Origin of the sequence: Streptomyces shenzhenensis, assembly GCF_021462265.1 — a bacterium.
GTDB classification, from domain to species: domain Bacteria; phylum Actinomycetota; class Actinomycetes; order Streptomycetales; family Streptomycetaceae; genus Streptomyces; species Streptomyces shenzhenensis.
Map to the genome: position 1 here is coordinate 90,580 of NZ_JAJONF010000002.1, position 26,159 is coordinate 116,738.

General features: G+C 72.0%; 21 protein-coding genes and 1 pseudogene. 3 read left to right on the forward strand and 19 right to left on the reverse strand.

Features of this window, described 5'->3' with window-relative positions:
* Positions 1-8 precede the first annotated feature (8 nt).
* The 3 genes from LQ326_RS02965 to LQ326_RS02975 are packed head-to-tail and all read right to left on the reverse strand — an operon-like array spanning position 9 to position 3,766.
* On the reverse strand, positions 9-917 hold the full coding sequence (locus tag LQ326_RS02965; RefSeq protein ID WP_234532041.1) for an intradiol ring-cleavage dioxygenase: 909 nt from the start codon (positions 915-917) through the stop codon (positions 9-11).
* Positions 914-1,969: a maleylacetate reductase gene (locus LQ326_RS02970; protein ID WP_234532042.1), complete on the reverse strand. Its 1,056-nt coding sequence runs from the start codon at positions 1,967-1,969 to the stop codon at positions 914-916. The genes LQ326_RS02965 and LQ326_RS02970 overlap by 4 nt, the downstream gene beginning before the upstream one ends.
* Positions 1,970-1,972: 3 nt before the next feature.
* Positions 1,973-3,766 (reverse strand): FAD-dependent oxidoreductase, encoded by a 1,794-nt coding sequence (locus LQ326_RS02975; protein ID WP_234532043.1) that lies wholly within the window; start codon positions 3,764-3,766, stop codon positions 1,973-1,975.
* Between the two features lie 295 nt (positions 3,767-4,061).
* Here LQ326_RS02975 and LQ326_RS02980 point away from each other — a divergent pair, with 295 nt between their 5' ends.
* Positions 4,062-5,051, forward strand: coding sequence for an SLAC1 family transporter (locus tag LQ326_RS02980; protein WP_234532044.1), 990 nt, complete (start codon positions 4,062-4,064; stop codon positions 5,049-5,051).
* Between the two features lie 467 nt (positions 5,052-5,518).
* Here the strand turns inward: LQ326_RS02980 and LQ326_RS02985 are convergent, their stop codons facing one another.
* The 11 genes from LQ326_RS02985 to LQ326_RS03035 all read right to left on the reverse strand — a co-directional run bounded on the left by LQ326_RS02985 (position 5,519) and on the right by LQ326_RS03035 (position 15,585).
* On the reverse strand, positions 5,519-7,000 hold the full coding sequence (locus tag LQ326_RS02985) for a hydrogenase large subunit (protein WP_234532045.1): 1,482 nt from the start codon (positions 6,998-7,000) through the stop codon (positions 5,519-5,521).
* 4 nt (positions 7,001-7,004) lie between these two features.
* On the reverse strand, positions 7,005-8,600 hold the full coding sequence (locus tag LQ326_RS02990) for a proton-conducting transporter transmembrane domain-containing protein (protein ID WP_234532046.1): 1,596 nt from the start codon (positions 8,598-8,600) through the stop codon (positions 7,005-7,007).
* Complete coding sequence (locus LQ326_RS02995; RefSeq protein ID WP_234532047.1) at positions 8,600-9,280, reverse strand: hypothetical protein; 681 nt, start codon at positions 9,278-9,280, stop codon at positions 8,600-8,602. The genes LQ326_RS02990 and LQ326_RS02995 overlap by 1 nt, the downstream gene beginning before the upstream one ends.
* The gene (locus LQ326_RS03000) at positions 9,277-10,236 is read right to left on the reverse strand and encodes a respiratory chain complex I subunit 1 family protein (protein ID WP_234532048.1); all 960 of its coding nucleotides are present in this window, start codon (positions 10,234-10,236) and stop codon (positions 9,277-9,279) included. Before LQ326_RS03000 ends, LQ326_RS02995 begins: the two co-directional genes overlap by 4 nt.
* 10 nt (positions 10,237-10,246) lie before the next feature.
* Positions 10,247-12,280 carry a proton-conducting transporter transmembrane domain-containing protein gene (locus LQ326_RS03005; protein ID WP_308401847.1) on the reverse strand — a complete coding sequence of 678 codons (2,034 nt, stop codon included), beginning with the start codon at positions 12,278-12,280 and terminating at the stop codon, positions 10,247-10,249.
* Positions 12,277-12,810, reverse strand: coding sequence for an NADH-quinone oxidoreductase subunit B family protein (locus LQ326_RS03010; RefSeq protein ID WP_234532052.1), 534 nt, complete (start codon positions 12,808-12,810; stop codon positions 12,277-12,279). The genes LQ326_RS03005 and LQ326_RS03010 overlap by 4 nt, the downstream gene beginning before the upstream one ends.
* Before the next feature lie 138 nt (positions 12,811-12,948).
* Positions 12,949-13,293: an ArsR/SmtB family transcription factor gene (locus LQ326_RS03015; protein WP_234532053.1), complete on the reverse strand. Its 345-nt coding sequence runs from the start codon at positions 13,291-13,293 to the stop codon at positions 12,949-12,951.
* A gap of 334 nt (positions 13,294-13,627) precedes the next feature.
* Positions 13,628-14,041: an STAS domain-containing protein gene (locus tag LQ326_RS03020; RefSeq protein ID WP_234532055.1), complete on the reverse strand. Its 414-nt coding sequence runs from the start codon at positions 14,039-14,041 to the stop codon at positions 13,628-13,630.
* Between the two features lie 48 nt (positions 14,042-14,089).
* Positions 14,090-14,509, reverse strand: coding sequence for an ATP-binding protein (locus tag LQ326_RS03025; protein WP_234532056.1), 420 nt, complete (start codon positions 14,507-14,509; stop codon positions 14,090-14,092).
* A gap of 289 nt (positions 14,510-14,798) precedes the next feature.
* Entirely contained in the window at positions 14,799-15,158 is a 360-nt protein-coding gene (locus LQ326_RS03030) for a zinc ribbon domain-containing protein YjdM (RefSeq protein ID WP_234532057.1), read from the reverse strand.
* The gene (locus LQ326_RS03035; RefSeq protein WP_234532058.1) at positions 15,151-15,585 is read right to left on the reverse strand and encodes a hypothetical protein; all 435 of its coding nucleotides are present in this window, start codon (positions 15,583-15,585) and stop codon (positions 15,151-15,153) included. Before LQ326_RS03035 ends, LQ326_RS03030 begins: the two co-directional genes overlap by 8 nt.
* On the opposite strand from LQ326_RS03035, the pseudogene LQ326_RS03040 reads away from it, so the two are divergent.
* Positions 15,494-15,802 (forward strand): annotated as a pseudogene (locus LQ326_RS03040) (aldo/keto reductase); the annotation flags it as partial. The gene LQ326_RS03035 and the pseudogene LQ326_RS03040 overlap by 92 nt on opposite strands.
* Before the next feature lie 201 nt (positions 15,803-16,003).
* Here LQ326_RS03040 and LQ326_RS03045 read toward each other — a convergent pair.
* Both LQ326_RS03045 and LQ326_RS03050 read right to left on the reverse strand, forming a co-directional pair.
* A complete protein-coding gene (locus tag LQ326_RS03045; protein ID WP_234532061.1) occupies positions 16,004-16,453 on the reverse strand; it encodes a DUF6884 domain-containing protein in 450 nt (149 codons plus the stop codon).
* Positions 16,454-16,862: 409 nt separating this feature from the next.
* On the reverse strand, positions 16,863-18,323 hold the full coding sequence (locus LQ326_RS03050) for an MFS transporter (RefSeq protein WP_234532062.1): 1,461 nt from the start codon (positions 18,321-18,323) through the stop codon (positions 16,863-16,865).
* A 580-nt stretch (positions 18,324-18,903) separates the two neighbouring features.
* On the opposite strand from LQ326_RS03050, the gene LQ326_RS03055 reads away from it, so the two are divergent.
* Positions 18,904-19,308 (forward strand): nuclear transport factor 2 family protein, encoded by a 405-nt coding sequence (locus LQ326_RS03055; RefSeq protein ID WP_234532063.1) that lies wholly within the window; start codon positions 18,904-18,906, stop codon positions 19,306-19,308.
* A 72-nt stretch (positions 19,309-19,380) separates the two neighbouring features.
* Here the strand turns inward: LQ326_RS03055 and LQ326_RS03060 are convergent, their stop codons facing one another.
* The 3 genes from LQ326_RS03060 to LQ326_RS03075 all read right to left on the reverse strand — a co-directional run bounded on the left by LQ326_RS03060 (position 19,381) and on the right by LQ326_RS03075 (position 26,028).
* Positions 19,381-20,385: a GlxA family transcriptional regulator gene (locus tag LQ326_RS03060; RefSeq protein ID WP_234532064.1), complete on the reverse strand. Its 1,005-nt coding sequence runs from the start codon at positions 20,383-20,385 to the stop codon at positions 19,381-19,383.
* 1,183 nt (positions 20,386-21,568) lie between these two features.
* Positions 21,569-24,469, reverse strand: a complete 2,901-nt coding sequence (locus tag LQ326_RS03065) for a multifunctional oxoglutarate decarboxylase/oxoglutarate dehydrogenase thiamine pyrophosphate-binding subunit/dihydrolipoyllysine-residue succinyltransferase subunit (RefSeq protein ID WP_308401848.1) — start codon at positions 24,467-24,469, stop codon at positions 21,569-21,571.
* Positions 24,470-25,149: 680 nt separating this feature from the next.
* Positions 25,150-26,028 carry an ABC transporter substrate-binding protein gene (locus LQ326_RS03075; protein ID WP_234532065.1) on the reverse strand — a complete coding sequence of 293 codons (879 nt, stop codon included), beginning with the start codon at positions 26,026-26,028 and terminating at the stop codon, positions 25,150-25,152.
* Positions 26,029-26,159 lie beyond the last annotated feature (131 nt).

Below are 26,159 nucleotides of genomic sequence, written 5' to 3' on the forward strand. Positions count from 1 at the left end.
CGGCCCTCTCAGCCTCCGTCGGGCGCCAGCACGATGTCGAACCGGACCCGGGACCACGACCGGTCGCCCAGATCCCGTCCGTCCGGCGCGGGCGTACCCGGCGGCTGCTCGTGGAAGTCCTTCACCAGCGACTCCCTCACACCGAACACGGAGTCGCTGTCGAGGAGTTCGTCACCGCTGACGAAGATGTGCGTCACCAGGGTGCGCAGCGCGGGAGCGCTGACCATGAAGTGCAGATGCGAAGCCCGCATCGGCGAGCGGCCCGTCGCCTCCAGCAGCCCCCCGACCGGCCCGTCGTGGGGGATGGGATACGGCGTCGGCGTCAGCCCCCAGAAGCGGTAGCGGCCCTCGGCGTCGGTGAACAGGTGCGCTCGCGCGGCCACCCGCTCGTCGCCGTACTGCGTGTCGTAGAAGCCGTCCTCGTCGGCCTCCCACACCTCGATCCGCGCTCCGGGCACCGGTTTTCCGGCGGTGTCGGTGACGGTGCCTTCCACCCAGCACGGCTGTCCGGCCGCGCCGAAGGAGAGGTCGCCGCCCTGGGCGATCTCGGGGCTGTTCTCGACGAAGAACGGTCCGAAGACGGTGGCTTCGGTGGCGTCGCCGTAGGCCTCGTTGTTGACGGCGACCGTCTGCATGGAGGCGCCGAGCACGTCGGAGAGCAGGATGAATTCCTGGCGGCGCTCGTCGGTGATGTGCCCGGTGCGGGTGAGGAACTCGATGCCCGTGTCCCATTCCCGCTCAGTGAGGCGGACCTCCCGGACGAACGCGTGCAGGTGGCGGACCAGGGACTGCAGGACCTGCCGCAGCCGAGGATCCGCGCAGCCGTCGAAGGACTCGAGCACCCGGCGGGTGATGTCGGCCTCCCGTTCCAGCTGCGCGGCGGATACCGGGGTGCCGGGGGTGGTGACGTCGGTCATCGGGGTTCGGCTCCTTCCCATGCCCTGCGTACGAGGTCGGTGATCACATCAAGGGTGACAGGCCGGGGGTTGCCGGCGGGGACCGCCGCCAGCACCGCCCGGGCTGCTTCGACGATGCCGTCGGCAGGCATGCCGAGCTCACGCAGCGAGTGCGGGGCCTTCAGCTCGTCATACAGCCGCGCCAGCCCCTCCGTCGCGGTGGGCGCGTCCAGGGCCGCGGCCAGACGCCGTTCGGCGTCCGGAACACCGGGAGCGTTGAAGGCCAGGACGTGCGGCAGGACGACGGCATGGGTCTGGGCGTGCGGCAGGTTGAACATGCCGCCCAGCACATGGCAGATCTTGTGGTGCAGACCGGAGCCTGCCGACGCGAAGGCCGCCGCGGACAGGTAGGCGCCGTACAGTGCCTTCTCCCGGCCCGCCGGCGCGTCCGGTCTCGCGGCGACCAGCGGCAGACCGGTGCGCAGGGCCCGGGCGCCCTCGATGGCCAGGGCCTGGTTGACGGGGTCGGTTCGCGGGGCCCACAGGGAGTCCACACAGTGCGCGAGGGCGTTGAGGCCCGAGGCGACACTCAGTCCGACGGGCAGGCCGAGGGTCAGCGCGGCGTCGTAGACGATCGCGCGGGGCAGGACCTTCGGGTCGGAGCCGGTGGTCTTGACCGAGTTCTCGGTCAGACCCCAGACCGCGGTGGCCTCCGAGCCGGCGTACGTCGTGGGTACGGCGACGATCGGCAACCCGGTGGTCAGCGCGACCGCCTTGGCCAGGCCGGTGGTCGAGCCGCCGCCCACGCTGACCAGGGCGTCCGCCTCCCGCTCCACGGCGGCGGCCCGCGCCCGCCGCGCCACCTCCACCGGGACGTGCATGGCGACGTCGTGGTGCCGGTGGACGACGGGAAGGCCGGCGGTGACGCGGTCGGCCAGTTCCGCCTCGGCCGTCCCCGCGATCACCATCACCCGTTGCGCGCCGAGCGTGGCGACTTCGGCGGCGAGCTCCTCGGCCGCGGCGCCGGAGGCGAACCGCACCCGCTGCGGCAGCGTTTCATGTACGAACCGCACGGGTCAGTTCCTTCCCAGGAGCGAGAGCAGGGCCTTGCGCAGTTCGTCGGCGGGACTCTCGGGCAGTTCCGCCGCCCGCCAGGCGATGTGCTTGTCGGGCCGGACCAGCAGGACACCGCTCTCGCTGATCTCGCGCAGCTTGGCCCAGTCGTAGTAGAGATCGGTGACCTCCCGGCCGGGGCCGATGACCACGGCGCCCAGCGGGATGCCGAGCTCGTGGCCGACTTTCTCGGCGGCGTCCTGCCACGCCTCGCCCGCGATGCCGGTCAGCAGGGTCCAGCGGTCGTAGGGGGCCAGGTCCATCAGGGCGTGGCGGTGGACGTTGTCGCCGACCCAGGCGTGCGGCAGGTGCGCGCCGGGGACGGTGGACATCTCGTAGTAGAGGTCGGCGTCGCGGGCCGGGGCGGGCGGTTCGGCACCGTCGGAGAGGACAGCGGCCGAGGTGTAGTGCTGGCCGAGTTCGACCCCGTGGGCGTTGAACTCGTAGTTCTTCAGTTCCATCGCCCGTACGAGAGCCGCCCGCTTGGCGGCGCCAGCAGCAGTGTTGGCCTTGCGTTCTTCGATGGCGGCAGCCATCTCGGCCTCGGTCTCGGCATCCAGGACGCCCAACGCCGCGAAGATGTCCACGAATTCACGGCTGGACTTGTTGGCCCGCTTCACGATGCGCTCGGCGACCGGTGCCCGCTCGGCGGTGTAGGTCTCCAACAGGCCGGGTCCCGCGTGCCCCTTGAGCACCGCGGCGATCTTCCAGACGAGGTTGTAGGAGTCCTGGACGGAGGTGTTGGAGCCCAGGCCGTTGCTCGGCGGGTGCCGGTGGACGGCGTCGCCCGCACAGAAGACCCGGCCCGACTGCAGGCGCGTGGCGTACATCTCGTTGTTGCCCCACAGGCTGGTGCCGGTGATCTCCACCTCGAGATCCGGGATCCCGATCAGATTGCGCACGATCTGCCTGGCGGTCCGCTCGTCGACGACCGGGGGCTCCTCGGCGATGTCGTAGCCCCAGACGATCAGCCATTCGTTCCACGGACGCACCATCCGCACGAGCCCGGCGCCGATGCCCCCCACGTTGGAGCCCGGCTGGATGACCCAGTACAGGACGGACGGCCGGTGGGCGACGTAACGGGTGATGTCGGCCTTGAACGTGATGTTCATCGAGCCGGCGATGTCCATCGCGCCCTCGAACGGCAGGTCGATGTCCGCCGCGACCTTGGACCTGGCCCCGTCCGCGCCGATCAGGTACTTCGCGCGGATGCTGTACTCCTGGCCGGTGAGCCGGTCCAGCACCTGCACGGTGACGCCGTCGGCGTCCTGGACATGGGAGAGGTACTCGGTGGAGAACCGCGTCTGGGCGCCGCGCTGGGCCGCGTTGCGGACCAGGATCGGCTCCAGGTAGGTCTGCGGGATGTCGACGGTCAGGCACGGCGAGGCGAGCCGGTAGTCGGCCTCCCGGTCGGGGCGGGTGCCCCAGGTGTGGATCCGCCCGATCTCGTCACCGGAGATGCTCGTGCAGAAGACGGTGTCACCGACCAGGCCGTGCTCGGTGGCGTCCGCCAGCACCTGCTCCTCGATGCCGAGATCGCGGAAGACCTCCATGGTCCGCTGGTTGGTGATGTGCGCGCGGGGGGTGTTGGCCGTCCACCGGTACTTCGTGATCATGATCGTGCCGACGCCGAGGGTGGACAGCAGCAGCGCGGCGGACGCGCCCGCGGGACCCGAACCGACGACCACGACGTCGGTGGTCACGACCGCGTCGGTGGGCAGTTCGGTCTCGGAGATCCCGTCGTTGAACATGGGCATCGTGCGAAGCCTTTCATCGAACCGGCCCCGTCGCCGGCGATGCCAGTGTGGGATCGGCCGGGCCGTCGGGGAACGGTTCGGTGCTCAGGTCGGCGGGAACGCCAAGGCATGGCGGATCGGTGAAAGAAGCGGCCGCTCGCGGCGCCTTCACCGCGGTCCCGGACGCAGAGCGCGGCGGCTGCTCCCGGCGGCTCAGCCGTGGTGCCAGGAGTCATGTGAGGAAGGTATTGTCACGTCGCGGCCTCTCATGAAGCGAACGCGCGGTCAGGGAGCCCACCGGAAGAAGTGGGGCACCATGACGAGCACGAAGGCCTCTCCGTACCGGCTTGCGCCCAATCTCTTCGGTATAGGTTTCGGAATCGCCGGCCTGGCCCAGCTGTGGAGCACTGCGGCGGACACCGTTGCCGCACCGGCCTGGCCGGCGGAATTCCTGTGGATACTCGCGGCGTTGACCTGGCTGGTGACCTTGGCGGCATATCTGCGCAACGTGGTCTCCCAGGGGCGGCTGCGCACGGAGGTGGCGGACCCGACCACCGGCCCCTTCACCGCCCTGATCGTGATCGTGCCCATGATGCTGGGAGTCGCCCTCGCACCGCACGCGCGAGTCGCGGGCGAAGTGGTCTTCACGGTGAGTCTGGTACTCACCGTGGCCCTGGGCGGGTGGCTGACGAGTCTGTGGATCCGCTCGGACACCCAACTCCAGCAATGGCATCCCGGATACTTCCTGCCCACGGTCGCCGGCGGCCTCGTCGCGGCTGCCTGCAGCGCTGCCCTGGGGTGGGCGACGCTGGCACACGTGATGTTCGGTTACGGACTGATCTGCTGGTTCGTCCTCGGATCGATCCTCCTGCTCCGGCTCTTCACCCAGCCCATGCTGGCCACTCCCCTCCTGCCGACCATGGCGATCGAAGTCGCGCCGCCCGTGGTCGCAGGCAACGCGTGGTTCGCCATGAACGGCGGCCGGCTCGATCTCGGCGCCGAGATCCTCGCCGGGTACGCGGTCCTGATGGTTCTGGTGCAGATCGGACTGACCAGCACCTATCTGCGCGTACCTTTCGGGCCCGGCCACTGGGCCTTCTCTTTCTCGTACGCGGCGGTCCTGACCGATGGCGTCCACTGGCTGGACGTCGAGCACGTCCGCGGCCAGAAGGAGCTGACCTACCTCGCTCTGGCCGTCGCCACCCTGGCGCTGGCCGCTCTCGCGGCCCGCACGGTCCTCGGCCTGACGCGGCGCAGCTTCCTTCCGAGGGCGGCTGCTGCTGCCGTGCCGGCTCCCGTCGGCTGACGTCCCCGTCGGGCGTCGTCGGGCGTCGTCGGACGGCTCGGCAGGCCTCACGCGGCGACCGCGCCGATGAGGGCGGAGCGGCGGCCGAGCGGGGGAGCCGTTCCATGGGGCCGACGCGGATCCGGGACAAGACGCTTCGGGCCGCGCGCGGGACGTGACGGTCCGTCGGGGGCCGGCCCGCACGACTCCGTCACCCGCTGCCCCGACACGGATGCCGGGACGCTGCCGGACGCCGCACCGGAGAGTGCCCGGCGGCCCGTGGGCCAACAGGGGCGACGAGCCCTCCGTCACCACCGTTGCCGACGGCAACGTACCTCGCTATCGCACGAACGACCCGGCGTGGAACGGCGCGTCCCGGTTGCGCTCATGCTTCTCCCGCATGCCCGCCCACCGGCTGCGCGGGCGCACGGTGTCTCGTCGGCCGCCCCGCGTTTCGATCCCGATTCGACCCCGCAGGGCGTGAACCACTACAGGTCGTTGCCCGCGTAGGAGAGGTTGAAGCTCTTGTTGGCCAGCGGGAAGTCCGGAACGATCGTGTCCGCCAACGCGACCGGCAGAGCGGGCCAGTTGAAGAAGGACGGGTCGACGGGCTTGACCCGGGTCAGGGTGGCGTCGGGTGCGAGTTCGACACGGGTGGCGATGGTGCCGCGCCAGCCCTCCACGAGGCCCACTCCGCTGCGGGGGCCCGCGCCGGGCGCCGGTGGGGGCGCCAGCAGGGCCATGGGGGCCGCGAGCCCGTCGCCGAAGTGCTCGATCAGGGAGAGGGAGACGTCGATCTCCTCGGCGCGGACCAGGAAGCGGGCCAGCACGTCGCCGCCGTCGTGGACGGGCACCTCGAACTGCTCACCGTACGCGGTGAAGGGGTGCGTCACGCGTGCGTCGTCGGCGATGCCGCTGGCGCGGGCGACGTAGCCGAGGCAGCCGATCTCCCGGGCCGCGGCGGTGTGCAGGGTGGCGGTGCCGGTGAACCGGTCGCGGACGGTGGAGTGACCGAGCGCGAGGCCGGTGATCTCGCGGATGTCCGCACCGATCGCCTTCAGCCGGGCAGGGTCGGGCAGGGCGCGCAGGGCCGCGCCGCCCGGGACGACGCCGCCGCGCAGCAGCCGGTGTCCAGTGATGTCCCGGTTGAGGCGCAGGAGTTGTTCGCGCACCCGTTGGGCGTGGGCGTTGAGGATGCCGTGTCCGACGTCGTTGCAGAGCATGCCGAGGTCGGCGACGTGGTTGTGGATCCGTTCCAGTTCGAGGAGCATCGCGCGGGCGCGCTGCGCCTCTTCCGGGACCTCGGTGCCGGTGGCCTCCTCGACGGCCAGGCAGTAGGCCAGGGCGTGTCCGACGGCCGTGTCCCCGCTGATGCGCTCGGCCAGCGGCAGGCCGGCGGCGACGCTGCGGCCCTGGAACAGCTTCTCGATGCCCTTGTGGACGAACCAGAGGCGGGCCTTGAGCTTGAGGATGGTCTCGCCGACCACGGAGAAGCGGAAGTGGCCCGGTTCGATCAGCCCGGCGTGCACCGGGCCGACCGGGATCTCGTACACGCCGTCGCCCTCCACCTCCAGGAAGGGGTACGGGCCCTCCTGCTCGCCGAAGGCGGGCGGAGGCCCGGCGTCGGGGCGCATCGGGTACCAGCCGCGCGGCCAGTGGAAGTGCCGGACGAGACGGCGCGGGAGGGGGTGGTCCCGGGGGACGATGCCGAACAGGTCGCGCATCTCCCGCTCGAACCGGCCCGCCGCGAAGGAGAGATGAGCCAGCGACGGCACTTCCGGCCGGTCGGGGTCGAGTCGGACGTTCAGCTCCACCCGCGTGTCGGGCGGGCCGGAGGCGAACAGGTACACCACACGTGGCCCGTCCTGGTCGACGTGCGCGGCGACCAGCACGAGCCGGTGGCCCCGGGCGAGCAGGTCCTCGGCATGCCGGGGCAGGGCGGCGGCGCTGCTCTGGTGGCTCTCGCGCATCGCGTCACCGGCCTCCGATCGCGTGGGCGGCGTCGTGCAGCAGACCGGTGAGCGGGCCGAGGGTGACGCCCAGGGCGGCGCAGGCGGCCAGGCCCAGCATCAGGGGCCCGACAGCGGACGGGCTCTCCTCGCCCGGTGATCCGGGCCCCAGCAGCATCCGGGCCGTGCGGGCGGCCAGCGCGGCGAAAGCGACCAGGACGAGCAGCAGGGCCGCCGCGGTGGCCCAGGCGAGGCCGGCACCGGCCGCGAACCCGGCACGTGCGATGCCCAGTTCGGAGGCGAAGAGGCTGAAGGGTGGAAACGCCATCAGCGCGACTACCGCGAGCCCGAACGCTCCGGCCGTCGCGGGAGCTCTGGCCAGCAGCCCGCGTACCCGTCCGATCCGCGCCGTGCCGGTGATCTGCAGGATGCGGCCGGAGGCGCAGAAGGCGACCGACTTGGCCAGTCCGTGTCCGGCGATGTGCAGCAGCGCGGCGGACAGGGCGAGCGGGCTGCCGATCGCCGCGGCCAGCGCGATCAGGCTCATGTGTTCCATGCTGGAGTAGGCCAGCATCCGCTTGTAGTCGCGCTGGGCGAGCAGCAGACCGGCCGCGAGGGCGAGGGTGAGCAGGGCGACGGCGGCGAGCAGGACGCGGATGAAGCCGGGGCCGAGGGCGGCGTCGGCGATGACCCGGTAGCGCAGGATCGCGGCGAAGGCCACGGACAGCAGGACGCCCGACATGAGCGCGGAGACCGGTGCCGGGGCCTGGCTGTGGGCGTCGGGCAGCCAGGCGTGCAAGGGGATCAGCCCGGCCTTGGTGCCGAAGCCGAGCACGACCAGGGTGATGCCGAGCCGGGTCACGGCCGGGTCGAGGCGGTCGGCGCGCGAGACGAGGGTGGGCCAGTCGAGCGCCCACGCCTCCGCGATGCCGGCCTGCCGGGCCGCGTAGTAGATCAGGACGGTGCCGAGGAAGGCCAGCGCGATGCCGGCCGAGCAGATCACCACATACTTCCAGGCGGCTTCCACGGACGTCCGGGTGCGGCGGTGGCCGACGAGGAAGGCGGTGACGATCGTCGTGGCCTCGACGGCGACCCACAGCACACCGAGGTTGGCGGTCACCACGGAGAGGCACATCGCGGCCAGGAAGGAGTGGACGAGCGCGTGGTAGTGCCACGCGGTCCGCCCGGCCGCCCGTCCGGCGGCCCGCTCACCGGCGAGATACGCGGGTGCCGAGCCGCAGGCGATCAGGGCGACGGCGCCGACCACCAGCAGCATCCAGGCGGTCAGCGCGTCCGCGCGCAGCAGGCCGGAGTACGCCGTCCGCGGCCCGTTCCCGACGACGTCGGCGGCGAGCAGGCTCCCGCACGTGAGGATCGCGACGGGTGAGACGAGACCGGCCCGGTCCCACCCGTGCCGCTGAGGCACCTGACCTGGCTCGGGGGCCTCAGCGACCAGGACGGCGCCCTGCGGGGACACCCCCGGCCGGGCCTCGGCGAGCCGCGCGGGGAGCGCCGCGACGGTCGGGCGGGTGCGCGGCCGGGGCAGCGCGTACGCCCCGGCGACCAGCAGCGGAACGGCCGCGGGCGCGGTCAGCAGCAGGGCGGAGGCGGTGGCGTTCATCAGTCGTGCAGCTCCCGCAGGTCGTCGATGTCGGTGGTGCCGAACGCCACCCGCATCCGGGCGGTGAGGATCTGCAGCACCAGTACCGCCAGCAACACGTCGAAGGAGACGCCGAGTTCGACGATCAGCGGCACCCCGGAGGTGGCGAGGAACGCGGTGGCGGTGATGCCGTTGTCCAGGAGCAGGAAGCCGACCACCTGGGCCAGGGCGCGCCTGCGGGTGACCAGCACGAAGAAACCGATCAGCACCACGGCGAGGCCGACGGGCAGGGCGCGGGTCGCCGGGGTGGGGTCCAGTTCGGTCAGCGGGCGGGCGACGGCGTAGGCCAGCAGGGTCAGCAGCGCGGCGGTCAGCAGGGAGGCGGCGACGTTGACCAGGGGCTGGGTCTCCCGTACCTCCTCGCTGTGCACGCCGTCGGCGCTGAGCGCGGACAGCGCACGGCGCATCAGATACGGCAGGACACCCGCCCGCAGCACCCCGATACCGAGCCCGACACCGACCAGGTCCCAGCGCGCCTCGTGGCTGCCGAGGAGCACGGCGAGCGCGGCGAGCGCCACCCCCTGCAGGGCGAAGTACCGCACGATCGCGGCAAGTTCGCGCCGCCACAGCACCACTACGGCCGCCAGCAGGAAGGCGCCGCACGCCAGGTCGAGGAGCTGGGTGAACAGGCCGCCGGTCATGACGCTCCGCTCAGGAAGTACGAGGAGGCCACCGCGAGGACCGCCAGCAGGAAGGATCCGGCGAGGAGTTCGGGCACCCTGAACAGCCGGACCTTGGCCCAGAACACCTCGGCCGCGGCCAGCACCGCGCCCAGCAGGACCAGCTTCGCCGCGAACAGCACCAGGGCCACGGCCAGGCCGGCCCACGAGGCGCTGGTGGCGATGCCCCAGGGCACGAACAGCGAGGACAGCAGGCCGAGCAGCAGGGTGAGCCGCAGCTGCGAGCCGAGTTCGACCAGCGCCAGGTCGGGACCCGCGTACTCCAGCACCATCGCCTCGTGGATCATGGTCAGTTCGAGGTGGGTGGAGGGGTTGTCGACCGGGATCCGCCCGGTCTCCGCGAGCACGGCGACCGCGAGGGCGGCGGTGGCCAGCAGACCCGCGGGGGAGGTGAGACGGGCCGGCTCGTGGACGGCGCCGGTGACGATGGCCGGGATGTTGGTGGTGCCGGCCGGAATCGACAGCGCGAACACCGACAGCAGGATGGTCGGTTCCACCAGCGCCGCCACCGTCATCTCCCGGGAGGCGCCCATCCCGCCGAAGGCGGTGCCGGTGTCCAGCCCGGCCAGGGCCAGCGCCAGGGTGCCCAGCGCGATCAGCGACACCACCACGATGAGGTCCGCGTGGGAGCTGACCGGGGTGTCGGTGGACAGCAGCGGCACCAGGGCGGCGGCGACCACCGTGGTCGCCACCAGCAGGGCGGGGGCGGCCCGGAAGGCGGGCCCGGTCCCGACGGGGGTGACGGGCTCCTTGCGCAGCAGCTTCCGCGTGTCCCGCCAGGGCTGGAGCACCCCCGCCCCGGCCCGGCCCTCCAGCCGGGCGCGGACCTGCCGCATCCACCCGGTCAGCAGCGGCGCACCGGCGCCGACCACGACGACCTGCCCGGCCACGGCCGCGTATCCGACAGCAGCACTCATCAGTCCGCACTCACCAGCCCACCGCCAATGCCAACAGCAGGAAGACCAGGCCGGCGAAGCCGTAGCCGAGATAGCGGTGCACGCTGCCGCCCGCCAGCCTCCGGGCCGACTGCCCGGCCGTGTTCAGCGCCCGCAACACCGGTTCGTACAGCCGGTGTTCGATCCGGTCGGACACCCGGCGCTGGAAACGCACCCGCTCCACCAGGTACGCCGACTCCCGCACCGGTGTGACGTCCAGGTCCTGCTCCGGGGCGAGGACGTCGTCGAAGACCCGTTGCAACGGCTCCGCGAACGAGGTCGCCGTGTACGCCATGCGCGGCGTCGGCGCGCCGCCACCGCAGTCCCACAGCCGGGCGTTCACCCGGCGCCTTCTGCGCCCGTACAGCCGGGGCAGGCCGACGGCCGCCATCAGCGCCACGGTAAGGGCGGCCACCACCCACACCGGCGACAGCGCCGCGGAGATGCCGGTGAGCCGCACCTCCAGCCCGCCTCCCGACACCGCGCCGCCGCCCGGCAGCCCCGTGGCGCCCACGGCCCGGTCCAGGCTGCCGCCCAGCAGCCCGGGCACCAGCGCCAGTGCCGCGCACGCCGCCCCGAGCAGCCCCATCCCGGCCAGCATCAGGATGGGCGCCTCTTCGGCCGAGGCGGCCCGGTCGCTGCGGGGCCGGGCGAAGAAGCCGACCCCGAGCGCCTTGACGAACGCGGCGGCGGCGATACCGGCCGACAGGGCGATCAGCGCCACCGACAGGGGCAGGACGACCGCCACCGCAACGCCCGGCACCGCAAGGCCGTGGATCAGGGACTGCAGCAGCAGCCACTCGCTGATGAACCCGTTGCCCGGCGGCAGCGCCACGGCACCGAGCGCGGCCACCGCGAAGAAGGCGGCGGTGACGGGCATCCGGGAGCGCAGACCGCCCAGCCGGTCCAGGTCCCGCAGGCCGGTGGACCGGAGGACGGAGCCGGCCGCGCAGAACAACAGGGCCTTGAACGCGGAGTGGTTGACCACGTGCAGCAGGGCCGCGCACAGGGCCAGTGCGGCGAGCGGCCGGTCACCGTAGGCGGCGAACAGCCCGGACGCCCCCACCCCGATCAGCACCAGGCCCATGTTCTCGCTGGTCGAGTAGGCCAGCAGCCGCTTCAGGTCGGAGGCCATCGCGGCCTGCAGGATCCCGTACACCGCGCTGGTGCCGCCCACCGCGATCAGCCCCAGCCACCACCAGGCGGGTCCGCCGCCGAGCAGGTCGAGGCCGGTGCGCACCAGGCCGTAGATTCCGAGGTTGACCATGGCGGCACTCATCAACGCCGAGACGGGGCTGGGGGCTTCGGGATGGGCCCGGGGCAGCCAGGCGTGCAGCGGCAGCGCGCCCGCCTTCGACGTGAACGCGAGCGCCACCAGCACGAACACCAGCCCCCGGACCGCGGGAGGGACGGTGTGCGCGCCTGCCCGCAGGGCGGTGAAGGTCTCCCCGCCCGCCCCGGCCGCGAACAGCGCCAGCCCGGCGAGCAGCAGTACCAGGCCGAGATGCGTCATCACCGCGTACCAGACGCCCGCCTGCCGTACCGAGGCCCGCTCCCGGTGTTCGGCGAGCACCAGCAGCAGCGAGCCGAGGGCCATCAGCTCCCACAGCGCCAGGAACGTGGACACCGACGCCGCCACCGGGACCAGCACCAAAGTAAGGGCGAAGGGCGGCAGCACCGCCTGCGCCGTGCGTGAGCCCAGCCCGTGCGGCCCGTGCCCGGCCGCATAACCGATGCCGTACACCGCGACCGCCGCTACGACGGCCCCCGCCACGGCTATGAACAGCCCTGCCAGCGCGTCCACCGCCGCGGCCGCCCCGGCCAGCGGCAGCACCCCGGGGAAGGTGCCCGCCCAGCCGCTGCCGCCCAGTGCGGCCACCCCCGCCGTGCCACCGCCCACCCCCACGCCCGCGGTCAGCACTCCGACGGCGGGGATCCGCAGCCGGTACGGCAGCACGATCCCGGCCAGCGCGCCCGCCCCGGCCAGTACGGCGGCCGCCGCCAGGGCGGCCGGGATCACGCTCACCGTCCGGTCACCCTCCTGAGCGCCGCCACGATCTGGTCCGGTTCCGGCGGGCATCCGGGCACGGCCAGGTCCACCGGCAGGACATCGGCGACGGCGCCCTCGACGCCGTAACCGCCCGCGAACTCCCCGCAGTCGATCGCGCAGTCCCCGACCGCGACCACCAGTTTCGGCTCGCCCATGGCGGCGACCGTGCGGCGCAGCGGCTCGGCCATGTTCCGGGTCACCGGCCCGGTCACCAGCGCCACGTCTGCGTGCCGGGGCGAGGCCACCAGACGGGCGCCGTACCGCTCGGCGTCGTACAGCGGGTTGAAGGCGGCGGCGATCTCGATCTCGCAGCCGTTGCAGGAGCCGGCGTCGACACACCGCACCTGCACGGACCCGCGCAGTTCCCCGGCCGCCAAGGGCTGTTCCGCCTCGGGGCGCGGCGGGGCCGGCTCGGCCACCCGGCCGGTGGTGCGGATCTTGCGCAACAGGCCCATGAGCCCTTCCCTGACGGTGAGGACATGTCCGCAGGTGACCTGGTGGGTCACCCCGCGACTGGAGTTACGGCGTCTTCCTGGTGCTCTTGCCTTGGCGGCGGATCTCCGCCGGGGTGGGAAGGCGGCCGTTTCCCGTACCACGGAGCGCTGTCGACTCCGAGGGAGGCGGCCGCCGTACGACGGCCGTCGTCACGACGGCGGTTTCCGCTCGGTCCGGGCCGCGCGCAGGCCGGCGGGGAGGTCAGCCTGGCCGGCCGGTACGCCGGACAGGATGCTGCGGGCGCCCCGCAGCGGCTCGGCGACATGCGGGCCGGCCGGCGAGTGGCGCACGGTCGAGCGCTCCTTGCGGGTCACGACCAGGTTCGCGCGGCGCGGAACGGCCGGCTGCTGCGAGAGGTGTGCGGCCTCGCTGCCCACCTCGGGCGGCATCTCCGCGACCGCGTGCTCGCTCAGGAGCTCCAGGACGCGGATGCGCGCGGGGTGCCCGAGGGTTTCGAAGAACCCGGCCTTCAGGCGGTACGGCGGCGTGCTCACCGGGGCGTCTCCTCCCCCGTGGAGCAGCACGGCCCGCCCTGCCCGGCCTCGGCGCATCCAATCCACCCACTCGCGACAACATGCGGCCCGTCCTCACCTGCGGCAGCGGCCAGGCCGGACCCGCACCGGGGACGAGAGCCACTGGTTTCAGCAGTGATGACCTCAGTAATTGCCAACGTTAGCAATTACTGACTTCATGTGAGGGAGGTTCGCGTGAGAATCACGCTTTGCGCGGGTTTCGGCGTCGTCCGGTCACCGCGGAGGGGGACGCCTGCGCTCTCGTGCCCGTGTCCGAGGGTGACGGCGCTGTCGCGCCGCGGGTGAGCCGGAGGAGTCAGCTGTCTGTCTGCTCGGCGGCCGGCCATCCGGTGGTGCGCCACCCCGTGCGTCCCTGCGCGCGTTCCCCGTGGTGCGCGCTGTGCGCGCCGAGGGCGGCGGGCAGGTCGGCGTGGACCGGGATGGGCGGGCAGTCGCCGGCTGGGACAAGGGACCCGTCGGCGGGTATGGCGGCCAGTTCCAGGCCGCGGCCCGCCTCGGCGAGACGGCGGGCGGCCTCGGTGATGGCCAGCTGACCCTCGGCCGACCAGCTGCGCAGCTCGGTCAGGTCGACGATGACCGGGCCGGTACCGCGGGCCAGCGCCCAGCCGACGGCGCCGGAGAAGCGGCGCACCGCGTCCGCCCCGAGGTAGCCGGCGACGGACAGGACGCCGAAGTTCTCCTCGACGGTGTAGCGCCAGTCGATGGTCATGATGGTCAACTTCCTTGTGAGGATGGCCGGTCGGGGCCGTGGTCCGGTTCAGAGGGGGAGAGTGATCCAGATGCTCTTGCCGCCGCCGTCGGCGTCCGCCCGGATGACCGCGGTGCCGCCCAGGGTGAGGACGAGCTCCATGACGGTGCCCAGGCCGCCGGCGCCGGTGACCGCCCCGGACAGCGGCGGCTGGGAGGGGTGGCGGTCGTGGACGGCGAAGGCCAGGCAGTCGGTGCCCGCCGCGTAGATCACGGTGACCTGCGGAGAGAGGCCGGCGGCGTGCCGAACGCTGTTGGTGACCAGTTCGCTCAGGATGAGCAGGGCCGGGTCCACGGCGGGGTGGCGCAGTCCGATGCCCCATTCGAGCACGACCTGCTCGGCCGTTTCGCGGGCCACCCGTACGGCGGTGGGGTCATTGGGCATCGTGAGCACGTGCCGGTGCGGCAGGGCCGCGAGCCGCGTGGACACTCATGCCTCCAGTCGGACGAGGCGGAAACCGGCGATGGCCCGGGCGGATGCCGGAGGTCTCCGGCACGGCGGCGCTGTGGCCCCGGCCTCGGCCTGATACGGCGCAACGGACACGGCCCCTCGGTTTCCTCTGCGAGCCCCACCCCGGGGGCGGACACGAACGACTGAACCCGCGACTACCTGCGAGCACGGTCAACCCAGCATCTAAGCAATTGCGAAATTATGCAATTCTGCATCAGTCTACGGCTCGGACAGCCCGGCCGGGGCAGGGGGGCGCGGGTCAGGCTTGTCAGGCTTTCTTGACCACGCTCGACTTGAGCTGCATCGCCCCGAACCCGTCGACCTTGCAGTCGATGTCATGGCCGTCGACCCCGTCGACCAGCCGGATGCCGCGCACCTTGGTCCCGGCCTTGAGTCCCGTGGGGCTGCCCTTGACCTTGAGCGTCTTGACGACCACCACGGTGTCGCCGTCCTGCAGCACATTGCCGACGGCGTCCTTGACGACGCGCTCCCCGGGGCCGTGGCCGCCTTCGGCGCCGGTCTCGGCCGGGACCCATTCGTGGCCGCACTCCGGGCACACCACCAGGGCGTTCATCTCGTAGGTGTACTCGCAGGAGCACTTCGGGCAGGGAGGAGGATTCTCAAGCATTCCGCCAGCGTATCCGGCCCTGCCCGGGCCGGAGGCCCGGGCGCAGCGGCACCAGCGGCCGGGCGGCCCGCTGGAGGAGCCGGGGCACCTGGACGGCGAGACAGAAACAGAGCAGCCGGGGAGGCCGGCGCCGGACCTCTCTCCCGGCTCGCGAACAGCCGCAGCGGCACGATCGGCCGCGCGGCCGCGGCTGCACCCGGACGAAGAGCCCGACCAGCACTACGCCGGCCACCAGCGGCACCGAAGTGCGGGGGGCGGTCCAGCCGAAGCCGGCGGCGTCCACGACGCCGAGAACCAGCGGGGTCGAACCCCGTGTCGCCGGAGCTGCCCCGGCGATGTCGAAGCGGCCTCGCCGGGGCTCGGTCTCGGACAGGAATCCGACCGCGAGCACCATCGACGAGGACGAAGCCGACTCGATCCGGATCATCCACCGCGCTCTCGGCGCCGGCATCAACTTCGTCGACACCGCCGACGTCTACTCCGGCGGCGTCTCGGAGGAGATCGTCGGCAAGGCGCTCAAGGACCGTCGCGAGGACGTGTTCCCGGCGACCGAGTTCGTCATGCCGATGGACCAGGACGACCCCAACCAGCTTGGTGGCTCGCGGCGTTGGATCATCCGCGAAACCCAGCCGAGAACCCAGCGGCGCACGTCCGGTCTGCGCCACGGCGAGTTCCACGGAGACCGCGACTCGGCCGCAGGTCACACCGCACTGCCGGCCGAGGTCTCCCGAGCCGTGGAGATCGCCATCAGGGGTTGGTCCTCGCGCCGCCTTGGCCCACGCCGGTGCGGTTCCGCGGCCGCTGCCAGGTCGACTGGCCGTGCGGCCGCGGCACCTGGCGTCATGTCAGGTGTAGTCCCGTCCGTCGCGTATTGCTGCAAGCCGGGCCATTTGCTCGCCCATGCCGCGTGCTCCGGCCAGCGGTGTGCGGACGTGCGGCCAGACGGCGCGCAGGAGGTCGATGTGCCGTGCGCCGCCGAGGGCCACCACGGGGTCGAGGTGGACGATGTTCCGCGTCGTTGCCTGTTCGAGAAGGACCTGGCTCGTTACTGCGTCGGCTGCGCCATGGGGTGTGTCGTACGGCTCGATGACGTCGTCGAGGTCGAGGAGCCCGTGGCGTGCGGAGAGGATGAGCAGCCGGTCGGGGTGCAGTGCGTCGGCCGCCCTGCGGCATGCCCGGTGATATGAGCCGACGTAGATGTCCGCCGCGCGTGCGGGCGAGCCCAGTTTGCGGCTGCCGCACGGGATGACGACGAGTTGTGGCGTGAAGTGGTCGAGATGGTCGTTTGCGGTCATGCCTGTCGTCCTGTCTGCGCTTGTGGTGTGAGCGGTACTGGTCCGGTGCGCGCCTGGTGTGTCCTGGTGGACACCCGCCTGCCGGGCGGCCGGGTGGGGGGACGGCGATGCGGAGCGGCAGTTCGAGAAGAGCGGGGGCGGACCGGCCCGGCCCCCCGTGAGAAGAGCCGGCGCCGTTTCGTACGCGAGCACCGCCGGTGCCGCAGGACGAGGTCCACGCAGATCCCCAGGAGCCAGGAGAGGCAGCCGACGGGAGCTCACACGCCGGCGGGGCAGCCGCCGCACGAACACCCGGTCCACACTCGGCCTCTTCGAGCGTGGACCCGTTCTGCCCCCTGACAAGCGGCGGCAGCGCCGTTCCGCCGGGTCCGTCGTGGCCCGGACTCTCGCTTCGGCCGCCGGCGGCAAGTCAGACCACGCGCTGCCTGGCGTCGGCCCTCACCGTCGGAGTCTCGGCCGGCGTCGGGCGGATCCCGAGGAAGCCGAGGAACGCGCCGAAGGCCGTCACGCCGGCGGCGATGGTGAAGCTGAAGGCGTAACCGTGCGCGGCAGCGGTCGCCGGGTCGGCGCCCGCACGCTGCAGCACGGCGGCGTGGCCGGTGCCCAGCGAGACCAGGGCAGCCAGCCCGATGGCACTGCCGACCTGCATGGACGCGTTGTTCATGCTGGTGGCGATGCCCGCGTCCTCACCGGTGGCGCCGTCCACTCCGGCGACGGTGGATCCGACGAGGACGAGGCCGCCTCCCAGCGGCACCAGGATCAGTCCGGGCAGCACGTCGGCCACATAGGTGCCGTGACTGCTCAGCCCGGCAAGGAGAAGGTAGCCGACCGTGGTGACCGCAAGCCCTCCTCCGTTCAGCGCCCGCGGACCGAACCGGGGAAGCAGGCGCGGCGCCATCACGGTGGCGCTGAAAAGAATGACCAACCCGAACGGTACGAAGGCGAATCCGGTCGCGAGCGCGGAGAAGCGCAGTATGTGCTGGACATACAGACTCAGCGAGAAGAAGAGAGTGGCGAAGCCGACGTAGTAGCAGATGCGGACGACGTTGGCGATGCTCCGGTTGCGTGAGCGCAGGAACGCGAGGGGCATCAGGGGCTGCGCCACGTGGGCCTCCACCAGCACGAAGCCGATCAAGCAGAGCACGCCGATCCCGACGCGGCCCAGGACGGAGAACGAGAGCCACGCGTGGCTGTCCTTCTCCAGGAGGCCGAACACGACCAGGAGCAGACCGAGGGTGACCGCCACTGCGCCGAGGACGTCAGGCCGACCGCGCTTGGTGGCCCGGCTTTCTGAGACGAGCTTGAAGGTGGCGAGAAACGCGAAGGCGGCGATGGGCAGATTGATGAAGAAAATCCAACGCCAGGAGGCGATGGTGGTCAGGACGCCCGAGAGCACGACTCCCAGGGCCACGCCCACTCCGGCCAGGCCGCTCCAGATGGCCATGGCCCGTGCCCTTTCCTGCCGCTGTGTGAACAGCAGCGTCACCAGAGACAGGGCTGCCGGGCTGACGAGTGCCGCACCGGCACCCTGTATGAAGCGGCTGGCGACCAGTACACCGGGTTGCTGGGCCACTCCGGCGCTCGCCGACGACAGCGCGAAGATCGCCAAGCCGGTCAGGAAGAGGCGTCTGCGGCCGAGCAGATCACCGAGGCGCCCGCCAAGCATCAGCAGCCCACCGTAGGTGACGGTGTAGCCGTTGACGACCCATGCCAGGCCCGTGGTCGTGAAGCCGAGATCGTGCTGGATGGGAGGCAGCGCGACATTGACCACGGTCACGTCGAGGAGCAGCATCACCTGGACCAGACAGATGATCCCGAGCGCGCGCCACCTGCGCGGATCCGGTTCGGGGGTGGGACTGATCGGAGTCATCACTGATCGCTTTCTGTTCGGTCGGGCCGCCGTCGTGCCCCTGGACACCGCCTTGAGAGGCGAGGGCGCGAGCCTGCCCGGCCCACGGACTTTCCTGAGGTGTTCAACTCGCAGGCCCCGGGTGTGTGTGGCCGCGGAAAAGGACAGCGAAGGCGCACATCAGGTCTTCGCTGCAGGCTTTTCGCCGATCTCCGGATTCGCGCCGTCGGATGAGGACGCCTCGTGCCACGAGATCCACCGGTTCGACGAGACCGGCCCGGCCTCACCGGCCCCCGGTCGACGGGAGGCCGTCCCCGTCTGCTGAAGCCCGGCGACGTGGACGGCATGACGACGAGTTGTGGCGTGCAGTGGTCGAGATGATCGGTTGCCCCACCTCGGCCCGCCCGGAAGCAATCCCCGGTCCCCAGCTGTGCCTGGGCGCGGCAGGCGTCACTCGGGCACCGTTGGTGTCATCGAGATCTACTCGGGGGCGATGGCTCCCCCGGTTCCGCGAACGGCAGCGGTAGATGGTCCGCAAAGGCGCCCGGGCGGCTGCGGTCGGAGATGTCTAGGCTGTCACTATTACGGAAGGGGCTGTGCCGTGGACGCCGAGTCCCAGATCAGGGCCGCGATCGAGGAGCATTGGCGGGCCTCGGAACGAGGCGACGTCGAGGCCGAGCACGCGATCTACGCTGCGGACGCGATGCTGGACTATCCGCAGTCGGGCGAACGCTTCCGGGGCCGTGAGACGATCGCGGCGCAACGCGGCGGGCACCCGGCCGACCGGCACTTCACCGTCCTGCGCATCACCGGTCACGCGGATGTATGGGTGAGCGAATGTGTCATCACCTACGACGGTGTGCCGTCGTACTCGGTGAGTGTCATGGAGTTCGCCGACCGGCAGGTCGTGCACGAGACACAGTACTTCGCCGGTCCCTTCGGCACGCCCGCGTGGCGGGTCGCGCTCGCAGAGCCGATGCCGGGGCGGACCATCGCGGAGGCCTGATCGGCCTCGTCCGGCACGGTCCGCCTGCCGGAGTTCGGCGACTGCCTGTGCCGGCCGGATATCTCAGGAGCATCAGGCGTGCCGGCCATCGCCTGTCGTGTGCGTGGTACGGAAGCGAGCCCGGTAGGCCCCCGGCGTGATCCCGAGGCTGCGCGTGAAGGCCCGGCGCAGCGACTCTGGCGACCCGAAGCCGGTGCGCCGGGCCACCGTGGCCATGGGGTCGTCGCTGTCCTCCAGCATCGCCAGGGCTGCTTCCATGCGGACCTGCTCGACGTAGCGGGCCGGGGTCGTGTGCATCTCGTCGTGGAACAGGCGTGTCATGTGACGGGCACTCACACCCGCCCGGCGTGCCATGGCGGCAAGGGTGTGCGGGGCGGACGGGTCCTCGGCGACCGCGTCCAGGACCCGGCGCAGCATCTCCTGCCTCGCGCGCGGGGTGTGGGTACGGACACTGAACTGCGACTGGCCTCCCGGTCGCTGCATGAACACGACCATGTCCTTGGCCACGGCGCGGGCGGCATCGGCGCCGAGGTGCTCCTCGACCAGGGCGAGCGAGAGATCGATGCCCGAGCTGACGCCCGCGGAGGTCATGATGTGACCGTCGCGCACGAACAGAGCGTCCGGCTCCACGGTCACCCGCGGGTAGCGCAGAGCGAGCTGGTCGGCGAAGCGCCAGTGCGTGGTCGCTCTGCGTCCGTCGAGCAGTCCGGCCGCGGCGAGGAGGAAGGCTCCGGTGCAGATGGACGCGGTGCGACCGCTGAGCGCGTCGAGCGCCCCTATGGCGTCCAGCAGGGCGTCGTCCTTGATGAGGGAGGGCCACTCCGGGCCGCCGGGAATGACGACCACGTCGCTGGCCTCCCGCACCTGGGCGGCAGCCAGGTCGACGCGCAGTCCGGTGCCGGCTGCGGTGGCCACGTCGGCGCCGTCGGGGGAGACCGTGCGCACGCGGTAGCGGCCGCCGAATTCGTTGGCCGTCGCGAACACCTCGATCGGGCCGGTGACGTCGAGCAGGCGTACGCCGGGGAAGACCAGTACGGTCACCAGGAGCGGCTTCCTGCCTGCCTGCGGGTCCTTCATCGTGCGCCTCCCGGACGGATCGGGGCCTGCGGCGGAAGACACCATCATCCGCCCGGCGACGTCCCGCCCGCGCCCGTGCCGGGTGCCGTCCGCGTCTCCGCGGGATGATGCTGCGTTCCGTTGTGTGGATGGAGGCGTCGGGTTTCGGCGCCTCACCCGTGTTCAGCGGTCGCCTGCCGTCTCGTCATGCCCGCATATGCGGCCACAACACGCTCCGACAAGGACATCGGGGCATCCGCCGGCACGCGGCAGCGGGCCTGCACGGTGCTCGATGCCGTGGTGCGAGGGCGTCATGGCGCGCGCTGTTCTGCGGCGGGAGCTGTGCTTCGCCACTGCGTCAAAGGCGCCGACGGGCCGACGGTCTCGGCCGCGTCCCGTGAGCTGCCGGGGTGCGGCCCGGCCGGTCGGCCGGTCACCGTCGCTGACCGTGGGCGCTGACGAATGCGACACGAGAAGAAAAGGCACTCGGCGCCGTGACACCCCACCCCAGTACCGGCCGAGCGGTCCCCTCCCGGGCCGGCCCGGCCCGGAGACCGTCCGTGGATGTCCACGACCAGCCGGCGGAGGCGAACGGCAGCGAGCGGGGCCGGCTCGGTCCCGGCTGGTTCCCGGCCGTCACGGGCACGGGGATCGTCGCCGCGGCGGCGGCCTCCCCGGGCTCGGCGAGGCCGCCACCGCGGTCCGGGCGGGGACCGCGCTGCTGCTGAGCGTGCTCGCCGGCAGCCCCGCCGGACAGCGGACACTGCGGGCGCATGCCGGTGATCCGGTACTGGCCCAGTTCGTCGGGGCGCCGCCGATGGCGCTGCCGACCGTGGGGGCCGGGGCGCCCCTGCTCGGCCGGCGGCTGACCGGAGAACGTGCGGCGGTGGACGTGCGGCGGTGGACGTGGCCTGGGTGCCGTGGTCGGCCTGAACGGTGCCGGGTGCCGCCCCCTGCACGATTCTGTATCTGATGATCACACGGCACCGTTTCATGCCGGACGCGGCGTTCGGCGGCTGGTTGCTGCCGGTGGTGCCGCCTCGCGGACGCAGGCCCGTGCCCGACGTCCCGCAGCGGCCGGTCGCGCGGGGAGCCGAAGGCCCGATGCGGTGCCGGGGTCAGTTCCACGACGTCGAGGTGGGGCCCCGGACGGCTCCCGTGGCCGCGACATGGCGGTCTGGAAATCGCCCGCGCGAGCCGCTGGTCACCGGAAGGCCGACGCCACGAGAGCCTTCTGCTCCACACCGTGCCGGCGGGCCGAGCCGACCGCGGGCGCGGGCGCCTCGGGCCTGCTCACGCACTCCACAGCGCGCCGCGCCAGCCGGTGCAGACGCGCCGCGACGAATGACCACGCGCCTTGGTTCTCCGGCTCCTCCTGCACCCACCGCGCGTCAGCGCCCGAAGGGAAGCGGGCGAGTTCCGCTTCGAGTTCCTCGTCGGGGAACGGGTAGAGGCGCTCCACGCGCACGATCGCCGTGTCGGTCGAGCCCGAGGCGTGTCTGTGGGCATCGAGGTCGTAGTAGACCTTGCCCGAGCACAGCAGCACGCGCGTGACCCGGGCCGGGTCCACGGTGTCGTCCGGCAGGACCGGGCGGAAGCCGCCCTGGGTGAACTCGGCCGGGGCGGAGGTGGCCGCCTTCGACCGCAGCATCGACTTCGGGGTGAAGACCACCAGCGGCCTGCGGCCGTCCAGTGCCTGCTGCCGGAGCAGATGGAAGTAGTTGCCCGGCAGGGAGGGCACGGCCACGGTCATGTTGTCCTGCGCGCACAGTTGGAGGAAGCGCTCGATCCGGGCGGAGGAGTGGTCCGGGCCCTGGCCCTCCAGACCGTGGGGCAGCAGCAGCGTCACTGCCGAGCGCTGGCCCCACTTCTGCTCGGACGAGGCGATGTACTCGTCGACGACCGTCTGCGCGCCGTTGGCGAAGTCCCCGAACTGGGCCTCCCACAGCACCAGGGCTTCGGGGCGGGCCAGCGCGTAGCCGTACTCGAAGGCCAGCGCCGCCAGTTCGGACAGCATCGAGTCGTACGGTGCGAAACCTGCGGCCCGCGGACCGAGGGAGTGCAACGGCGTGTGTTCCGCACCCGTACGCCGGTCGGTCAGGACGGCGTGGCGCTGGCCGAAGGTACCGCGCCGGGAGTCCTGACCGGCCAGCCGCACCGGGACGCCGTCCAGCAGCAGTGAACCGATCGCCAGCAGCTCCGCGGTGGCCCAGTCGACCGTGCCGGTGCCGAGTGTCCGCGTACGCCGGTGGAGCTGCGGCAGGACGCGCGGGTGCACGGTGAAACCCCGCGGCAGGTCGGCCTGCGAGGCGATCACCCGTCGCATCGTCGCCTCGCCGATCGCGGTCGCCGCCCGGCGTGGTGCGCGCGGCGCGGTGCCCTGCCCGGCACCGGTGCCGGAGCCGGGAACGTCCTGGGCGGGGTGGGCCGCGGGCAGCGTCCGGGTTTCGGCGAAGGCCCTCTCAAGGTGGTCCTGGTAGTCGCGGCGGGCACCCTCCACCTGCCGTTCGCTGATGTCGCCGCGTGCCACCAGGGCCTCGGCGTACAGCGTGCGCACCGACGCCCTGGCATCGATGCGGTCGTACATCACCGGCTGCGTGATGGACGGGTCGTCGACCTCGCTGTGGCCGTGGCGCCGGTAGCAGACCAGATCGACCACGACGTCCTTGTGGAAGGTCTGGCGGTACTCGAAAGCCAGCCGCCCGACGCGGTCGACCGCCTCCGGGTCGTCGCCGTTGACGTGGAAGATCGGGGCCTCCACCATCCGTGCCACATCGGTGGCGTAGGTGCTGGAGCGGCCGCTGGCAGGCGAAGTCGTGAAGCCCACCTGGTTGTTGACCACGACGTGAACCGTGCCGCCCGTGCGGTAGCCGGGCAGCTGCGACATGTTCAGCGTCTCGGCGACCACCCCCTGACCGGCGAACGCCGCGTCTCCATGGACGACGACCGGCAGGACGCGCGCGGCCCCGCTGTGTTCTGCCGCCAGATCCTGCTTGGCGCGCACCACTCCCTGCGTGACCGGCCCCACGATCTCCAGATGGGAGGGGTTCGCCACGACCGAGACGGCGATCGTTCCGCCGCGAAGGGCGCGGTAGGTGCCCTCCGCACCGAGGTGGTACTTCACGTCCCCCGAACCCTGCACGGACTCGAGGTCCACGGCGTCCTCGAACTCGCCGAAGATCTGGGCGTAGGACTTGCCGATGATGTTGGCCAGGACGTTCAGCCGGCCGCGGTGCGCCATGCCGATCACGGCCTCTGCGACACCGTCCCCGATGGCCCCGAGCAGTAGGGAGTCGAGCAGCACGATCGTCGACTCGCCGCCTTCCAGCGAGTACCGCTTGTGGCCCACGTACTTGGTCTGCAGGAACGTCTCGAAGGCCTCCGCCGCCCCCAGCCGGTACAGGATCCGCAGCTGCCGGGCACGGTCCGGCCGATGCTGCGGGCTCTCGACGCGCTGCTGGATCCAGCGGCGTTCGCGGGAGTCCTGGATGTGCATGTACTCGAACCCGACACCGCCGCAGTAGAACTCCCGAAGGGCGCCCAGCACTTCATCGAGCGTTGTCGCGGCACGCCCGGCGAAGCCGTCCACGACGACGTCCTGTGCCGAATCCACGCCGTGCAGTCCGAACGCGGCGGGGTCCAGTTCCGGATGGGCGGCGGGCTGCGCCGCGAGCGGGTCCGTGCCGGCTGTCAGATGTCCGCGCACGCGATAGGCGTGAATGAGTGCCGCGACCCGGACGGCCCTGAGCGCCGCCTCGTCGCCGTCCTCGTGGTCCGGACCGAAGCCGGCGCCCACCGGCCGGGCCGGCGATGTGTCCTGCGCAGCCGCAGTGGCCGAGGACGCCGCGGCGGCCGGGGCCCCCGGGTTCGCGAAGAAGTCCCTCCACGTCTCCTCGACCGAGTCCGGGTCGCGCAGGAAACGTTGCCGCTGCTCGTCCACGACCCATGCGTTGAATCCGAAATCCAGTCCGTGGAGCACGGTTCGAGCGGTGTCTGATTGCGAGGCCATGGCGTAGCACGCCTTCTTCCCTGTGTGAAGCCTACGATCCCGACGTAGCCCCGACATCCGCCCGCCCCGCGTGTGCCGTACCCCGGACCGGGGCATCCCGCTTCACGGACCAACCTCTGCGAGCACGTCGCATCGACGACGCTAAATCCGTGAGAGAACGGGGACGGACGGTCCGGCGGGCCACATCAGCCTCGTATCGGGACATCGGCCGGCGGGCCGGCCGCGGGTGCCGCCACCGAATGGCGGAGCGGGCGCGGGCGAGGCGGTGTCCTGATCCGAGGGCTTCACGTCCCACCGGCCCGCGATCGGTCGCGCGGGGAACCTGGGCGCCACCATGCGGCCGCGAGCCCGCGGCCGGTAAACCCACCCGGGGAACGAACATGACCGACCGCGGTTCGGCGGACACCGCACGGCAGCCTCCACCGATCCTGTGGAGCCCTGGGCGCGTGCGCGACGAGTCGCGGGCGCGGCACGGTCTGTCGCTCCACGACTGCCTCGAGCTGTGACCGCCCGGCGCGGTGCAGCACCCATGGACAGCCCTCCGGCCCGGTGCCGGGGACAGCTCCGGGCCGGAGGGCGACGCCGGCACCGACCTGGACCGTGCTGTCTGGTCACCGTCGCGGTGCCGTGCGGTAGCGGTCAAGCTCCCGTGATGGCCGGACCGCGACGCCTGTATGGGTGTGGCGGATGCCGGGCGGTCTCGGGGACAGGGGGACGGCATCCGCACCCGGGTGTCCATGGCACGGATCCATGGACGCCGTTTCGGGAACCCATCTCTAGGACGTGGTGGTGGCCGTGCGGTAGAACTCGGCCGCTGTGACGGTTGCGGGGACGCCGAGTTCGGCGGCGACCGCGGTGATCGCCCTGTCGCCGATGGCCAGATCGGCTTGTCCGTCGATGGTGAAATGCGGTGCGATGAACGTCTTGTAGTGAGCTCGGGCCTCGTCCGCGGTGTGCCCGCCGAGGAACGTCTGGATGTGCCGCACCGTGGTGTCGGGGTCGTTGCGGATCACCTGCAGGGCGCGCCGGTGCGCCCGCAGGACGGCCTGGACCGCGGGGCCGTCCGGGTCGGTGTAGGTGGGGTCGACGGCCAGGCCCACGGTGGGGATCTGGAAGTGGTCTCCCACCCAGGCCAGTACCTCCCACCCGTGCTCGGCGGCCACCGCCTCCGGCGCCATGGTGCTGCCGACCAGCGCGGCGTCGATCTCGCCCTCGCGCAACCGGCGCAGGTCCATGCCGTAGTCGCCGGGCGGGCGGACGACGGTCTTGATGTCACGGTCCGGGTCGAGGCCCGCCCTGCGCAGCACGATCCTGGTGAAACACCCCGGCGCGGTGTGCGGAGCATGCACCGCCAGCCGTCGGCCGGCCAGGTCGGACAGGGAGGTCAGGCCGGAGCGGGCCAGGAACCAGAACAGCGGCCGGTGGGTGTTGACACTGAGCCCGACCCAGGGAGTGCCGTCGGTCAGCCGGGACAGCAGTGCCCGGCCGAGCCCGATGGTGGCGCAACGGCGCAGCCGCTCCTCGTCCCACGTGCAGCCGTCGCGCAGTGCGACGTGGACGTCCTCGGCGGCGTAGAAGTCCTCCTGGTCGGCGATGTAGGCGGCCAGTTCCTCGTGCAGGCCCCGCCCGACGTAGGCAAGATCGATCGTGTGCATGGGTGCTTGTCCTTGATCGTGTCACCGTCAGCGGCCGGGCCCGTAACGGGTCCAGTGGTGTCCGGGCTCGGGTGACGGTGTACCGGATACGGTCCGGCCGTCGGCCGGACCCGGCCCGAACGGCCCCGTGT